Below are 16,846 nucleotides of genomic sequence, written 5' to 3'. Positions count from 1 at the left end.
CCTTTGGTTTGTACTTCACAAAATATGATTATCCCGAATTTCAGTTTCTTCCGAAAAAAGCACATTGATCGGTTTGCCCGGCTGCAATCCGTATGAACTGCCGGCAGTCGGAACTAATTTCTGATTCACGTTCTGAATTGTGTTACTTTCAATCAACGTATTGTACGCGGCAACAACACTGATACCGTCCAGCGAACATCCGTTGATTGTATTTCCGGTGATCGTAATATTCCGGTTGCCGCAATAATATACGGTTTGCGCCGCTTGCGGCAGAACACGCGCAAACACAGAAATTGCACCGAGCGTGTAACTGGCGGGAAATGTAATATCGAGTCCCTGACCCACATCCTGAATTATATTATTCCGCACTGTAATGTCATTAACCCAGCCCGCTTCTCTCCAGGAAATAAACTCCGGCCCCAGACTGATTGCGGCACCTTTGATTCGCTCAAGCCGGTTGCTTTCCACCAATCCGTTTCCAGCCATTAAACGCAACCCGCGCCCGCGGTGGTCATGGAAATAGTTATTCCGGATCTCGTATCCGGCGGATGAAACGGCAGGCGCATCAATAAAAAGTTCCGGTGTCGAAAAATCGTCAAGCTCAGGCTCCTGTTCCAAAACAATTCTGTAAAATGCATGGTTCACTGTTGAAACGGATGACCACGTATTGGTCATAATAGAATACCAGTCGACATCATCCGGAGCAGATGTCAGTGAAATCGAAGCAATGCGATTGCTTGCAACCAGCCGGTAATCCGGCTCCCGCAAAAACCGGATTGTATCGCCGGGGCGCAGAATTTTCTGAAACGGATCGGCGCTCGGTCGCATGGAAATGCACGTCCGCGAATCTTCCCATTTAAGCACCGGCAGCGTTACTCCGTGCAGATTGATTCCGTCGTCTGCCATAAATGAAAATTCGCAATCTGTAAGCACCGGCCCGGTTCGTGTATATCCCGAATTAAATGCGTCCGCGCAGGAAGAAAGCAGCCGCGGCTCAACCGCACCGTCCGGCAGCGGGCCGGGAATCACGTTCGTCCGGTTGAATTTTCCGGCGCTCTCCGCAAACCGGATCATCATTGCAATTCCGGGCGCGGTGTGAATTGTCACGTCTTCGAAACAAACATTATCGCATCCTTCGCGGACATACACTGCGCCGGCGTTCCGGATGTTTAACGCAATATGATCGCCTGGCGCCACCAACGGAAATCCCGAATCGGTCTGCCGGAAAAAAATCCGTCCCTGCCGGGAATTTACCGGTTCAATCCGGATTATATAATAATCCGGTGCACCGGGTTTCCACCGCCGCGACACCGCATCAAATAAATGCACACGGTTGCTGAGGTAAACCTCATCCAGATCCGGATATCCGGCATGAATTGTAAAATCGGCGGTGTATGAATTTGTGTCGACAGCGGTCAACGTACCTTGCGTGAACGGCAGCGGGTCATAATCCAACGTCAGTCCGTGAAAGACAACATTCGTACAGTTAAATAATGAAATTGCGGTGCGCTGCGGATCCGTTGCAATAAAGGTGACGTTCGAGGCCTGAATCGTGACATCTGTTAATCCATTCAGCCGGAGTCCTGCTGCCGGCAATTGATAAACGCCCGGTACAATGTTAACCTGCGCCGCTCTGCCGGGAGATAACGCCGTCAATGTTCCTACAGGAGTTGAGGTTTCAATCTCCAGCGAAGAAGACATCAATACCATGATGGATAAAAAAACAATCACATTCAAACCTGCTTGCAGACCGGCGAACCCGCCGGCTGCATGTTTATCCGGCAAAACATTAATTTGTTAACCGGATCATTGTTTATATTTATTTTTCGATCTGATTATCTTTGATTTCAATGGACTCAGCGGAATGCTGTACATTCACCGGATTTCCGGTGCGGATGCCGTACGAAGTGCTGGCGCCGGGAATTCTCCGCTGATTGACACGCCGGATGATGTTGCTTGCGATAAGAGAATCCTGCGCGGCCACCATGCTGATCCCATCCAAAGGATATCCGTCAATTTCATTGCCGGTAATCGTGATATTTTTATTTCCCTGATAATATGCCGTTTTGTCTTTATTCGGCAGAACCCGGGCAAAAATTGAAATGGCTCCGGGCGTATAACTGTCCGGATAAAAAATGTCCATACCCTGCCCGGCATCACGAATGATATTATCGCGTATAATTAAATTCTCAACCCAGCCTGCTTCTCTCCAGAATGCAAACTCCGGCCCGGAACTGATGCCCGCACCTTTAACCCGTTCAATGCGGTTGCTCTCCACCAGTCCGTTTCCGGCCATTAAACGCAACCCGCGTCCGCGGTGATCATGAAAATAGTTATTCCGGATCACATAATCGGGTGTAGCGCTGGCAAAACATTCAAAAAATACACCGTCCTTTCCGAGACTCTTCATATCGCGGTCAAACCGGACGCGATAAAAAATTGTGCTTTGCGTTCTCTTCGCCAGTGACGGCCAGATTTTACCGAGCGCCGCACGGGCATCCATTGATGCCGGCGGATCAGCTTTTTCAATTCCGGTGATACATGCCGTGCCTGTCAACCGGTAATCCGGTTCAATAAGAAACCGGACTTCATCGCCGGAACGCAGTAGCGTATGAAACGGGTCAGACCCCGGCCGCATCGAAATACAGGTGCGGGCATCTTCCCACAGCAGAACCGGCAGCGTGGCGCCATGCAGATTCACTCCGTCATCCGCTATAAATGCAAACTCACAATCCTGCAAGACCGGTCCCTTGCGTGTGTAGGCCGAATTGAATCCATCGGCGCTGGCTGATAAAAGGCGCGCCTCTGTCGCCCCCGCCGGCGTCGGACCGGGAATAATCCGCACCCGCTCAAATTTACCGGAATTTTCTGCGAACCGAATCATAATTGCGATTGCCGGTGCGGCATGAACGGTTACGTCCGTCATGTTAACGTCGGCACAGCCTGATCGTATATAAATACCGGCGGCATTACGCAGATTGATCGCTACATGATCGCCCGGTTTCACCAGTTCAAACCCCGCTTTTACCGGTTCAAAATAAATCCGCCCGGCACGAAGTCCCGGCAGCGCTTCAATTTTCCGGACATAATAATCCGGCGCGCCGATTTTCCAGTGCCGGGTTTCAGCATCAAAAAGATTAAAACGGTTGACTGTGAAATCAGCGGTTAAATCGGAATAGCCGGCATGCACTGAAAATTCCGCCGTATGCGTTTTCGGATCAACCGCCGTAATCGTTCCCTGCGTGAACGGCAACGGATCATAATCCAGCGTCAGACCCTGCACATGTACATTCGTGCAGCTGTAAAAACTAAGCGCCGTTGTTTTGGGATGCGTTGCAATAAACGTCACGTCTTTGGCCTGAATACTGACATCTTTCAGATCTTTCAACGCCAGACCTTCTTCCGGCAGCCGGTATACACCCGGCTCAATGATCACGTCTGCCGCTTTACCCGGAGGCAATGACTGCAGCGTTTTTACCGGATCCACAGTTTTTACCGCAGATGCAAATACAGAGCTGCACAAAAAAAATCCAGATACAATCAGCTGATACTTCATGATTTAAAAATCCTTATTATTACTTTCCCTGAACACAGAAAACCAGATCAGCTCCTGTCGATGACTTAAACTGCTTTCCGTCGGCCGATTCCCATAGCCGCCCGTCGGAATAAATGTGATTAGCGCTCGCAAAAACCTGATCCTGCCGCGCTATTCCGAGATTATCCCAGGAAAAAATAATGGTATAATATTTACCCCCGGTCAGCGACACAGCCTCGAGCTCAAACGTGATCCAGCCGGGATTGATCGGATTAGAAAACCGGTCGAGATACGTTCCTTTTTGAGTTGAAACAGCTTTCCCCATCTCAGAACTTCGGTCGCTTTCATACACGGTAACCGTAAACGCTGCATTATAAGCGCCGACCTGAACATTGCCCGCAACCGCAACACTGAACGCAGTCATCGTTCCATTTGCCGCTGCTTTAAACGACTGTCCCAGATCACGCCGTCCACCGGAATCGTTGTTCCGCCATTGATAACCCGTCAGTGATTCCGGAACGGAGCTGGCGGCAATCACATCCTTATCCGGTGCCGAAGAATCGGCAGACACTTTCACCTCGGCGGACACCATCGTTCCTGCCGAAAAAATAAGTGCAAATATCGCCGCCCATATTAATCCTGTTTTACTCCTGTTCATCATATCTCCTTTCCTTAATAATCACTATGTATTCCCAATACGTTTTAGGTTGTAGATTATTTATGAGTTATCCGGTGTTTTTGTTCAAGAAAAAACATCGGCGATTTTTTAACTCAGAAACCGTACCCGCCTCACCATGCGACAGACTCCAGCGCATCATACAAATTCATCACATCATCATATGGGATGTCAGGCATTGCATCAGTCGTAACCATCAGACAAAAAGGAGTCGTCAGCAGTGCGGGATAAATCTGCTGCCGGATGATTGATTGAATCTCCGCCTTGCTTTTTCCGACCCACAGACAGGCGTTCAAACGTCCGATGATGGTAAAATCCGGCTTGAATGTATCCCGGATCAGTTTATACGGCGCATCTCCGAACGGCGGCGGTGTCACAGAATCAATGCCATCTATGCCGGTCTCAGGGAAACAGTCCGCCAGATTTTTAAGCAGACCGCACATGTGAACAATCAGGCGTGCATTTTTTTCATGTACAATCTGTGCGTATTCCCGCATATGCGGCAACGTAAGCCTCCGGTAATACGCCGGTGAAATTTCTGTCGACGATGTATTTTCCGCCCAGTACACCCAAAACGTCTTTTTAAAAAGAGATAATCCCAGCCGCAGCCTGTCTTTACAGCGTTCATGCATAACCGCCAGCAACCGTTCCATTTTTTCCGGCTCATCTGCCAGAAAACAATAGAAATTCTCCATTCCCATATCGAACTGTAAAAGCTGCTGTACCGGCGACCAGTTCATATCAAAATGAATCTGATCCGACGTATTTTTTTCAAACCATACCGGATTTGTCTGAAACGTCAGATTTTCATAAATAAATGTCCAGAGTTCAATGTCATCCGGCGTCTTCACTGGATACTCTGTAAAATGATTATTATGAGATTTCCCGGTTACACTCCCGAGCGGAGTATTCCATGTCACTACGTCATAGATACCGTCTTCGGACTCAACATAACCGGTCTGATGATAAACAGGATTATAAAACACCGGCGGGCGGTTTTTCCGGCGGCGCGTCATCGATTCGAATGCAGTTGATTTCAGCACCTTGCACCTGTCTTTTACGACAAACCGGTCTTCCGCCGGCGGACGCTGATTTCCCGTTGTCTGCTCAAGAAACCACACCAGTCCGTTCGCCGGTTTTCCTTCGCAAACATCTTTAATCGTAAAGAAAAACGGATCGACACCTTTTTTTGAACCCGGCTCAGCCGCTTCGTTTACAGACATTTAAACTCTCCGCTGTGTTTTAACACCAAATACGTTTTAGGTTTGTCTGTTTTGTTATATTTAGAAAAAAATTTTGCTCAAGAAAATAATCAATGATTGTTTAAAAAACGGTTCCCGCAGAATTTTACGAAACCGGTTAACGAACTGCAGATATCACGGATATAAACAGATTCTGGAAGCCACAGAGAGATCACTGAGGCACAGAATTTTAATTCTCCAAATCTATCTCTGTGGTTAAAAATCCCGTTATCCTGCCAAAAAAAATTATTCCGGCACCGGACCGGTGGATTCGCCGATAATGAATTCCGGCTCGATGCGGATTGATTCAGCTGCGTGTTTGAAATCCGGCGCATCAATCTGCCGCAACAGCAGATTTCCCGCCTCTTTCATCATCACGCTGACCCGCTGATCAATCGTTGTTAATATCGGATAAAATGAGCTGGATAAATTATCAAATCCGGTCACAGAAAAATCTGCAGGTACAGAAAAACCTGCGTGCTGCAGTGCCTGTATTACACCGAGAGCAATAAAATCATTGAGACAAATCAATGCCGTCGGTCTTGGCGACTGATGAATAATCTCTTCAGCCATTCGTACTCCGGCGGCTACCTCACTGCGATCACCCTTCTGTTTTTTTAAAGCCGTAAATTCTTTTGCAGGATTCATGCCGAAATCAATAGCGGCCTGCTGCAATGCCGGCCACCGCCATTTATCATTTTTCCCATAACCCAGCAGAGCAAACTTCCGGTGCCCTAACGTGTATAAATGTTCAAATATACGCCGTTGCGCGACAGCCCGGTCTAAATAAACCGCATTTCCGCCAAACGCCGGAATCCCCGGATCCACCAAAACCCACGGGACACTGCCGGCCAAAGACCCCATCTGCTCTACAGTCAATCCAGACTGAATCAGAACAATTCCATCAACATGAATTTTGAGGAGATTCCGTATTCCCTGAATTTCCTGCTCAAGATCATTATCAGTCGTTTCAAGCAAACACTGGTATTGTTTTTCACGGAAAAACGTTTGAATATTCAAAACTTTCTGATTCAAAATCGGAACATTCAACCGGAAAAAACTGATGCCGATCATCCGTGAACTGCGTCCGCGCAATCCGCGCGCGAAAAGATTCGGACGAAATCCCGTCTCATCCATCGCATCCATCACACGCCGGCGCGTAGCTTCGCTGATGTCCTTATGATTATTGATCGCGCGTGACACCGTCCATTGTGACAGCCCGAGATAACGAGCTAAGTCCGCAGTAGAAGAAATTTTATGCGTTTGTTTTGAACGGGAATTCATAAGCGTAAACTTATCAACTCCTGCTCAGAGCTTCACGCATTATTTACATCAGATTAATTCGGACAGGCGGGCAGCATCCGGCCGCAACGGAACAAGATCCGTAATTTTTTCATCCTGACCGGTCCGAATACTCCGGTTTGCCGCAATTCCGATTAAAATGGATGCTGCGCCCTGCTCGTGTCCGGCATGCCGTCCGAACGGATCTTTCGGCGGATTGGCCGAAAAAATCTGTTCCTGCAGAAGAATATCGCCGCCGCCGTGACCACCCTTGCCGGGGATCACCTCAATCTCATACGGCTCTTTAAACATCGGAAAAACCTTCAAGTGATGCCGTCCGCTGTGCGCATGCTCGTTCACCGGTTTTTTAGTGCCGTCCTCAAACAAAATATGTGCACCGTGAACTTCGGAATATTCAATCCGGCCGCGGTTGCCGGTAAATGTCACCCGGTATCCTTCATTCGGGCTGAATGCGTTTAATGAATAGTTCAGCAGTATGCCGTTGCGATAACGTACGGAAACATTCATCACATCTTCAATATCAATGCCGGCGCGAAACACATTCATATCACGCAGGTATCCGTTCTCTTTTTCTGCATCGAGATAAATATTGCGGTTATATACCTGATCGTAATCCGCATCGTCATAGATAAATGCAAACGGATCCTGTTTACCGGAAGTTATATTTCCATGATACCGATCATATTTAGTAAAAACTTCATCGCCGCGCTTTACCGCATTCTCTTTGCCGTAAAAAAACAGGCCGCCGCGTGCAAACACGCGGTCCGGAACCGCATCAATCCACCAGTTAATCAAATCAAAATGGTGTGTCGACTTATGCACCAGCAGGCCGCCGGAACACTCTTTGATTGAATGCCAGCGCCGGAAATAATCCGCACCGTGACTCGTATTCAGGCAGTATTCCATATTCACCTGATAAATATTGCCGATTACACCGGTCGACAGCAGTTCTTTCACTTTGGTGGCGCCCGGTGCCCAACGATAATTAAACGTCACCTGAACCGGCCGCTGAGTTTCACTTACTGCATCAAGAACGGATTGGCACTTTTCCGCATTCACCGTCATCGGTTTTTCTGTAACCACGCTGCATCCGGCATGAAGACTCTCGGTAATATAATAATCGTGCGTGCAATCCACTGAACAGACGACCACCGTATCCGGCTTTGTCTCTTCCAGCATCCGATGAAAATCCGCCGCTTTATACAGCGGAACTTCACGATATCCAAGCTCCCTGATAATCCGGTCGCGATGATATTCAGCGCGCACCATACTGCTGTCGCACAGCCCGACAATCTCAGAATCCTCTGCATACGAAGTTGCCACCGGATCCAGAAACATTTTCACCCGCGATCCTGTTCCGACATACGCAAACCGCCGGCGTTTTTTTTCAGTATGATGTGAACTCACAAAAAAATCCTCCCGAAAACCTTGAATTTACAGCCAAAAAACGGCGGCTCTAAAAATGAGCCGCCGGAAAAAAGCATACTGATTATTTTTTAAACCGTTTCCGGAAGAACATCAGCGCAACGCCACCGATGGTCAACAACCCAGCCGATACCGGTTCAGGAATCGCCTGCACAACAAATACAAAGTCTGCAACGCCTGAAGCTGCCCAAGAGGAGCCATTATTTTGCCAGAGTCTACCTTCTGAAAACGTGCTTCCTGTATTCTGATGGAAAAAATTCTGGTTTTTCGCCGGAACAGCAGGATCATCCCATGTAAGTGTAAAAGTATAATAATTTCCTGAATAAAGATTAATATTATCTTCCAAATCAAAAGTAATCCATGCACCACTCGAAACACCATCGCTTGTCGTCAAATAAGTCCCTGTTTGTGTTGAAATAGCAGTTCCCAAAGTAGTATCAACTGAATTTGAATAAATCGTCACAGAAAAACCGGCCCCCGAAGCACCGGCACCGACTCCTCCGCCAGCCTTTAAGCTGAATGAATCCATAATTGTATCCATCGACGCTAAAAAAGACTGTCCGATTTCTCGCACTGGATCCGTACCGTTATTACGCCAACCCAATCCTGCAGTTCCAGTAGCGTTACCAATTAATACATTGTCTGTCGGTATATTTGAAACAACACTCACAATAACATCGGAAAATGCAAACATTCCGCATCCGAAGATAATACATGTGATACTGCTGATTTTTCTCATCTCGACTCTCCTTTTCCTATAGTCGGTCTTCCATACAAGCCGCGAAAATCGTATTCGCTACTAACTCGTATTTGGATAAAAGGTAACTTTTATTTTTAAAAATGCAACTGAAATTTTAAATATTTTTTTGCCGGTGAATTTTTATTTATGCTTATAAAATCACAGTAAAATTAAAAACTTATGAATTCAACATCGTAAATCAAAGATTTGTGTTTTCTGCTTTACCAACTTATTTATTAAGTTATTTTTACAAACTCGAATAAGGTAGTTTTTATGAAAAACAATGTTTTGACTGTATGGGGCAGCGGGCAGCTGCTGGCATTTTCAGGACTGGACGGTGAAACGAAATTCGGCAAGTCGCTGGTGCTTCGCACCGCATTGTCCGGCGTGGCAATTGAAATTAAAATTCCGGAAAACGGCGGGACACTGGTCCTGCCGGAAAAACCGGTGGAATCGTTATTGCTGGCCGGCGATTTTTTCAGAATCAGCTTTTCCGGCGGGAGCAGTGTGTGCGGAGCGTTTGTCGATAGTTTTCATTTTCTGGTCTCCGGCGATGTTTCATTCGAGTGCGGCAAATCAATGCAGTGCTGCCGGAAGAACGATATGCTTTTAATCGGGCATGAAGAATGTTTCCAGCCGGAATTGCTGGAGAGCAGCCTTGAGCAGGTGATTGCAGACCGCCGGCGGTTTCTTGATTCGCTAACCTTTCCGCCAAATGCTGACACGGCGCTGTGGAAAGCCGCCTCGCAGTTAAAAACGCAATGCTGTTCGGCGGAAGGACAGATTCACCATTTATGGTCTACACCGGACCGGTGGCCGCACGCCCGCATGTGGCTGTGGGACAGTGTGTTTCACGCCGCCGGTATGCGGCACATTAATCCTGAAACGGCGCGCAGTTTTCTGCTGGCGGTTTTTGATTTGCAGCAGCCGGATGGTTTCATTCCGCATGCGATGGATCCGTATAAACACAGCAGTATTACCCAGCCGCCGGTGCTTGCGCTGGGAGCGCAGCTGATTCAGGAAAAAGATCCGTCGCCGGAATTTATCGCCGGAATTTACCCAAAACTGGTGAAGTTTCTTCAATGGATTCGCGAAAACCGTGACAGCGACGGCGGCGGACTTGTTGAGTGGGCTATTGAAGCGGATGCAAACTGCCGGAGCGGTGAAAGCGGAATGGATAACTCCCCGCGCTTTGATGATGCCATCCAACTGGATGCGCCGGATTTTAACGCGTTTCTCGCGCACGAATATGAAATTATCGCCGGATTTGCGGAAGAGCTGGGATTAACCGATGAAGCGGAATCGCACCGGAAAACTGCGGCGGAAATCAACCGGCTGATGAATGAACGGCTGTGGAATGATGCCGCCGGTTTTTATGTTGATCTCGATGTTGTTAATCAAAAGCAAAGCGCAGTACTGGCGTCATCCGGGTTCCTGCCGCTGCTTTCCGGCGCGCCGGATGCTGAAAAACTGGAACGGATGCTCACACATCTGGCCGTTCCGGGCTCATTCGGCACCGCGTTTCCAGTGCCGTCAATTTCGCGGCAGTGCGAAAAATATTATTCCAAGGATATGTGGCGCGGACCGGTCTGGATCTGCATGAACTGGTTAATCATTCGCGGATTAAAACGCTGTAACCGCCACGCAGAAGCAGAACAGTTGCGCATAAAAACCGTTACGGAGCTTGAAAAATATTATCACCGGTGCGGAACATTTTTTGAATTTTATGACGACCGTGGCGAACTGCCGCCGCCGCAACTGCTGCGTAAAGGCAGATGCGCGCCGGAAATCAGTCCGTACCATCAGGCCTTTTCAGACTTCGGCTGGTCCGCCACACTTTATATTGATATGGCGATGCAGAGCTTTTGAATTCCTGCCGCCACTGCAAACGCGGCAATAGATACAATTTTAACCGCGGATAACACGGATGGAACGGGTTTTTTCAAAAAGAAAGCGGAGAGTTTTTAGACAGGATTAACAGGATAAAAAATTCTAACGGTAGGGCGCTCAGTCCCTTGAGCGCCGATATAATGGAATATTCAATATTTTCCACCGCCGCTAACGCTATGGCGGCAGACGGCAAGGGACTGCCGTCCCTACCCATCCAAACACGTCAAATTATTCATCCTATTTTTCCGGCGTTAACTTAAACAGCCGGAACTCGCCCTGCTCCATTGTATCAACTGCAATTGTTATCGACTGATTTGAGTCCGGTTTAATTTTGCCCATTGAGCGTTTTTCGCGATGGAACAGTTCTACCGTATATCGATCGGCACTCAGCTGATGTACAGTCACCGTGCACCCAACCGTGTCACCGTCAAATGTTTCCTGCAACGTTGCTCCCGGTAGCCGTCCGTATTGCAGCCGCCGGAAAACCGCGGCATAAAGACATCCATCGTCCCCGGTGCGCAGCAGCACAGCGAATCCCGGCGCAGACGTCGTAATATTCCGCTGAATTCCCGCCCACTCAAGCACAGGTTCAAGTTCGGTCTGATTGAACATGGTTTTTACATGCCCGTGAGTACTCCAATATGCATTCGGCACGGTAACCGCCGGCGCAGAAATGCGGCGTACATTCGGCAATGCAATCAACCGCTCACTTAACACATTCCGGCTGGACGGATTCCCGGGCTCATACTGCCCGGCAGAGCCGGACAGCAACACTTTGCCGCCGTTCTGTGCATAGGCAGTAATCCGTTCAGCAACGTTTTCAGGAACAACATCGCCGGCGAGTATAACCAGTTTGAATTTTTGCAGATCAACCCAGTCTGTAAATTCATTGGCGTAATGTGCGGGGATCTGATGAAACAGATACAGTGCGACAAATTCCGTAAACCCGGCCAGACCGGGCAGCTCAATCCGCCGCGGACGGGACAGCAGTTTTTCCGCCCGGCTGCCGAGGACCAGAATTTCAGGTTCCATGCGTCCGGTTGCATACCACTCCTGATACGCCGGCATGGATTTTTTTAAAAACTCCAGTGCAGGCAACAGATCGGTCTGCTGTCCGTAAGCGTCCTGATGCCAGCGGAAGTTCCAGAATGCTTCATTGCCGAAACAGCTGGAATAAAAATAGCTGCTGTCGATATGCGCCCGTTCTTTGGGAACAAATGTACTCGGCTCGTGAGCATACGGAAGCCCCATCTGTGTCATGAGACTGGACTCATATAATTCATTATAGTTCGGCCCGCCTTCCGGCAGCAGTGTTCCGCCGTATTGTTTAAGCAGAGGAATCACATTTTCCATGGTGGCCATCTGATAAACAATAAGCATCCGTCTCGGGTCGATTTCACGGATTGTTTCCATGGATTGTTTGACCCATTCATAACCGGAAAATGCACGGAATGCCATGGTTGACTGCCATTCCGGAGAAAGATCCGGCCCGGTATCCGGCGCATCAACTCCCGGCAGAGAAAACCGCTTCGCCAATGCTTCCGGCGCCAGTCCGTTGTTTGTGCGCCATGCCGTATACGCGTTTTGTGCATCCAGAGAATAATCGGCGATTCTGAGTTCCGCTTTGGTTTCGCTGGATTCGCGATCTCTTGCCGCCAACTTTTCCAGCTTGTATGCCACAACCACCGGGTTTTCCGCAAAGTGCGCGGCCATTGCCTTTAAGAACGGAAAATAGCTTTCGCCCATACTCCAGCTGCCCGGCCAGGTGTATTTTCCCGCTGTGTCCAGAAACGTATATCCGTACTGGTCAAGCATCGGCATCGAATCGGACCAGATGGGTTCGCGGTACGGATTTGAATTCGGTGCAGACGGATTAAGTATCACCTTAAGGCCTAAACTGCCGGCCAGTTCAATCCGGCGGTCAAGTTCCTCCCAGAAAAATACTCCCGGCAGAGGTTCAACCATTCCCGAAGTAAAATAAAATCCGGCAATTTCAACACCATGTTCCGGCAGGCTGTTCAGCCACTCATCCAGTTTCGCCGCGCGCGCCGGCGTCATCGGAAGTCCGTATCCGGACGGCGGACAGATCGGGCCGTAATGCTGCAAATATTCGCCCCAGTGTTCCGCGGCAAACTGAACTTCTCCGCGCAACAGTTCTTCGCGGTACGGCACAGATTCCGGAACCGTATACGAACCGGACACAGTTTCCTGATTTTTAAAACCGAACATTAACTGGGTCTGATTAATCAATCGCGTGCCGAAAAACAGTTTTCCGGTAATCACATATGCCTGACCGGGAGTGCCCTGAAATGAAATGCGCTCGCCGGGGACGCAGTTTGTTTTAAAAACTTCTGTCTCCTGCCAGTTGCGAATTGAAACATCGCACCGCGCCGATTTCGGCAGAGAAAAAACTTCTGATGCACTGCACGCTAATGTTAACTCCGCCGCTTCATTCGCCTCAAAGACATTCCATTCCCGTCCGCTGACCCATTCCATTGAGGACTGAACCGATACCGTTTCCGTTTCAGGACTCTGATACACATACATATGCATCCACCGGGTGCCTTCCAGTGTTCCATCAGGAAGCCAGACTTTTGCATCCAGAAAATAGCGACCGCGCGGCGGAACAGGAAGTTTCACCGCGTTGCGGAACAGATTCGCAGCATTGTCCTGCTGGACAGTTAATGTACCTTCCTTTTTCCAGATCACCTCGCCCTGAAACCCTTTCCGCAACTCGAGCTGATAGCGTCTCTCACCGGAAGTCATCGTAAGGTCATCCGGGAAAATAACCGGATTTGTATTCCAGCCCCACCGGCCCCGTTCTTCTAAAAACCAGTTTGTATCGGCACTCAGTCCGTCAAAAGAGATCGCATCCCAGTTCGCCAGACAGACCCGGACTTTCCCGGCAGCCACATCCTGGGCATTCGCCAGCGCATTGCGCGTACTTGTTGCCGGAACAATCTTCAGTCCGGAAAGCTGCAGCGGCTGAGGCCAAAGCATACTGCGGACTGTCTTCAGATATTCTCTCTGTACGCGATCCTCAATTTTTGCAGTTGGCGCAAGCAGTCCAGAATCCGCCTGATACCAGCAGGAAAATTTTTCCAGCACACTTTTCGGATGAATCCACGAACTGAAATACCGGCTGGTTTCCAGCTTCACCTCATGCTCCACTTGCTTACCGTCAGTAACTAATAAAATTAAATCAAATTCTCCTTGAAGCGACGCAAACCACAACCGGATTCGTGAGGTATCTTCAGTCAGAGGAACCGGTCTTGACGGACGAATTATCACCGCTTTTTTTTGTGCCGACTCATAAGAAACTTCAATAAATTCACCATTCCGCTGAATCCGCACACCCTCACCCGCCTGTGCATTCCACTTCGAAAAATCACCGCCGCATGCCCCGCGCGTAGACAGCATTAAAACGATACTCAATATTCTTAACATACCCGTCTCCTTAATATTAACAGCCTGACTTCCTAACTCGTATTAGGATTACAAAATATAATTTTTTGTCAAAAGATTAGCACTGTTGCCTGATATTTTTTTTTGATCCCCCGATCAGTTTTTCGTCATTGTTTTAATAAGTTGCCGCTGCGGAAGTACTCCGCCCTGCCGGCGTAATGTTTTTACAAGCATCGCAGTGTTCAAATCACAGGCAGGTTGTCCGGTTTTTATTGATTGTACCGCCGCCGCACCGGCAGCTTCTCCCATCATAAAACAGGCCGGCTGATCACGAATGGCACCGTGCATTTTTATGTCACTGGAATTACACCGTCCGGCGACCCATAAATTATTCCAGCCGCCTGCCGGAACCAGAATTCCATACGGCAGTCCGTAATATTCGCCTTTCCCGAGGCGGTCGATTTGAAGAAATTCTTTTGTATAACGTTCCCACTGTTCATCAGAACAATCGTGAACATGAATATCCACCGATTTATTATAAATGCAAATTTGATCAGGGAAACTGCGGCGCGCGATAAAATCATCATAATTCAATTCATATTCACCCCGAATGCGCCTTGATTCACGAATCCCCAGCAGTGCGCCGGTTGCCATAAGACGCATGTTTTCACACCCCCGCAGATATTTTTTGAAGAACCGCGTATATTCTTCTGCAAATCTGCGCCCTTGCACCATCCCGTCACTCAGACTGCGGCAATTTAACGCATCCGTACCGAAAAGGTGCCCAGCATTCATAATTGCTGTTGTATCACTGTGAATAAACAAGCCGGGAATATGACGGTCATTTTGCGATAAAAAACCGTCCGCAATGGCTTTAAAGACCGCATCCTGTTGAACAGTCATATCGAACGTTTCTGTATCAATACCCGCCTGAATCGCACACAGTGTCGGTGCCATAATATCGGGAGTATCTCTGCCTGCTTCACGGCAGGCAACACCGCAAAGTTTCGCTAAAACCGCATCACCGGTTCCATCGATAAAAGTATGCGCCGGAATATAACGGTGCCCTTCAATGTTATTCACGATCACTCCTTTTACATTTCCCTGCTCGTAATCTGCATCTATCAGGTGCGTGAAAAAACGGACTTCTACGCCGGCCTCGGCACAGGATTCATCAAGGATCAGTTTGAGTCCCTCTGGATTAAATCCGAAACCGCCGTGCAGATCTTTGGCCCATCGGTCGGGATGAATACCCGGTTTTAAATAACCGCGTTGATGCAGCCGGTTAATTAATTCGGCTGCAAATCCACCGGCAATCATGCGCTCTCCATCGGCAGTATCCGACCAGGCTGAAACCAGCCCGGCTGTTCCCATTCCGCCTAAACAGCCTGTCGCTTCAATTAACAGTACGCGCAATCCGAGCCGTCCGGCACAAACCGCGGCGGCAGTACCGGCAGGACCGCCGCCGGCAACGACTAAATCATAACCTGCCTCAGCAGGAATATTTCTCTGCAACAAATAAGTACCGTCAACGTGTTTCATTTTCACCCTCATTTTTTATCCGGCAGAACGCCGTTCACAATATTGACTGCTTTGCCTTCTAGAAATCCCCGCACATTTTCCAGCGTTGTTTTCATCAGCCGCCGGCGTCCGGCCAGACTGCTCCATGCCACATGCGGAGTTAAAATACAGTTTGGCGCAGTTAATAAAGGATTCGCTGGAAGCGGCGGCTCAATAGACAGCACATCAAGCCCTGCTCCGGCAATCACACCATTCCGCAATGCTTCCGCGAGATCGTCTTCTTTTATCAGCGTTCCGCGCGCCGTATTAATCAGCAGCGCAGACAGTTTCATTTTTGCAATCAAGGCGGTGTTCACAAACTGAAAATTTTCCGGCGCCTGACTGCAGTGCAGCGAAACAACATCCGCCTGCTCAAAAAGTTCTTCAACACCGACCCGCTGCGCAGGAATTTCCGGCAGGTTGATTTCTTTTGCGTCCGCATAAATAATTTTCATTCCAAGCGCCGCGCCAAGCCGTGCCATTTGCTGTCCGATCCGGCCGAATCCGACAATTCCTAAAATCGCACCGCGCAATTCAATATTTGATTTATCCCAATAGCTGAAGTCCGGACACGAACTCCATCGTCCGTCGCGAATGCTTTTGTCCGCGGCGCCGGTGTGATTAGTTAATTCCAGCAGCAGCGCCAGCGCATGCTGCGCCACCGAATCAGTGCCATACGTCGGAACATTGGCAACAGGAATTCCTTTTTCTGCGGCCGCTTCTATATCTACAACATTATAGCCGGTGGCAAGGACTGCGATAAATTTCAACTTAGGGAGTAATTCAATCTGTTCACGGCCAATCGGCGTTTTATTCGTAAGCAGAATATTTGCGTTTGCAGCCCGCTCAAAAAATTCTTCCGGCGCCGTCCGGTCATATATTTCTACGGTTCCGAATTCATTGAGTTCATCCCAGGGATTGTCACCGGGATTGAGTGTATAACCGTCTAAAACCGCTATTTTTATCATCGCTTCCTTTCCGTATTGAAAAAACTGTTTTATCTAAGCAGAAATTCACTGATGTAAACGTGGTGAATATCGTTGAAAAATTGATCTTTTCTGTCGCATGATTTC

11 protein-coding genes are annotated in these 16,846 nt (G+C 48.6%); 1 reads left to right on the top strand and 10 read right to left on the bottom strand.

Annotation, left to right across the window (positions count from 1 at the left end):
- Nucleotides 1-15 precede the first annotated feature (15 nt).
- From WC959_02705 to WC959_02675, 7 genes are all read right to left on the bottom strand, one after another.
- On the bottom strand, nt 16-1,731 hold the full coding sequence (locus tag WC959_02705) for a right-handed parallel beta-helix repeat-containing protein (GenBank protein MFA5688050.1): 1,716 nt from the start codon (nt 1,729-1,731) through the stop codon (nt 16-18).
- A gap of 88 nt (nt 1,732-1,819) precedes the next feature.
- A complete protein-coding gene (locus WC959_02700) occupies nt 1,820-3,556 on the bottom strand; it encodes a right-handed parallel beta-helix repeat-containing protein (protein MFA5688049.1) in 1,737 nt (578 codons plus the stop codon).
- Between the two features lie 19 nt (nt 3,557-3,575).
- Complete coding sequence (locus tag WC959_02695) at nt 3,576-4,196, bottom strand: hypothetical protein (GenBank protein MFA5688048.1); 621 nt, start codon at nt 4,194-4,196, stop codon at nt 3,576-3,578.
- A 128-nt stretch (nt 4,197-4,324) separates the two neighbouring features.
- Nucleotides 4,325-5,434 (bottom strand): uroporphyrinogen decarboxylase family protein, encoded by a 1,110-nt coding sequence (locus tag WC959_02690; protein ID MFA5688047.1) that lies wholly within the window; start codon nt 5,432-5,434, stop codon nt 4,325-4,327.
- A 264-nt stretch (nt 5,435-5,698) separates the two neighbouring features.
- Nucleotides 5,699-6,736, bottom strand: a complete 1,038-nt coding sequence (locus WC959_02685) for a LacI family DNA-binding transcriptional regulator (GenBank protein MFA5688046.1) — start codon at nt 6,734-6,736, stop codon at nt 5,699-5,701.
- A 48-nt stretch (nt 6,737-6,784) separates the two neighbouring features.
- Entirely contained in the window at nt 6,785-8,161 is a 1,377-nt protein-coding gene (locus tag WC959_02680) for a Gfo/Idh/MocA family oxidoreductase (GenBank protein MFA5688045.1), read from the bottom strand.
- Nucleotides 8,162-8,243: 82 nt separating this feature from the next.
- A complete protein-coding gene (locus WC959_02675) occupies nt 8,244-8,918 on the bottom strand; it encodes a PEP-CTERM sorting domain-containing protein (protein ID MFA5688044.1) in 675 nt (224 codons plus the stop codon).
- Nucleotides 8,919-9,191: 273 nt separating this feature from the next.
- On the opposite strand from WC959_02675, the gene WC959_02670 reads away from it, so the two are divergent.
- Nucleotides 9,192-10,787, top strand: coding sequence for a trehalase family glycosidase (locus WC959_02670; protein MFA5688043.1), 1,596 nt, complete (start codon nt 9,192-9,194; stop codon nt 10,785-10,787).
- 258 nt (nt 10,788-11,045) lie between these two features.
- On the opposite strand, the gene WC959_02665 is transcribed toward WC959_02670, so the two are convergent.
- From WC959_02665 to WC959_02655, 3 genes are all read right to left on the bottom strand, one after another.
- Nucleotides 11,046-14,255, bottom strand: a complete 3,210-nt coding sequence (locus WC959_02665; GenBank protein ID MFA5688042.1) for an alpha-amylase family protein — start codon at nt 14,253-14,255, stop codon at nt 11,046-11,048.
- Between the two features lie 114 nt (nt 14,256-14,369).
- Nucleotides 14,370-15,755, bottom strand: a complete 1,386-nt coding sequence (locus WC959_02660; GenBank protein ID MFA5688041.1) for an FAD-dependent oxidoreductase — start codon at nt 15,753-15,755, stop codon at nt 14,370-14,372.
- 8 nt (nt 15,756-15,763) lie between these two features.
- Complete coding sequence (locus WC959_02655; GenBank protein MFA5688040.1) at nt 15,764-16,741, bottom strand: D-2-hydroxyacid dehydrogenase; 978 nt, start codon at nt 16,739-16,741, stop codon at nt 15,764-15,766.
- Between the last annotated feature and the right edge of the window lie 105 nt (nt 16,742-16,846).

The sequence above is a fragment of the Kiritimatiellales bacterium genome, assembly GCA_041656295.1.
GTDB lineage: Bacteria > Verrucomicrobiota > Kiritimatiellia > Kiritimatiellales > Tichowtungiaceae > Tichowtungia.
Note: the sequence above shows the minus strand (reverse complement) of the source record. Positions and strands in the feature narration are given on the sequence as shown.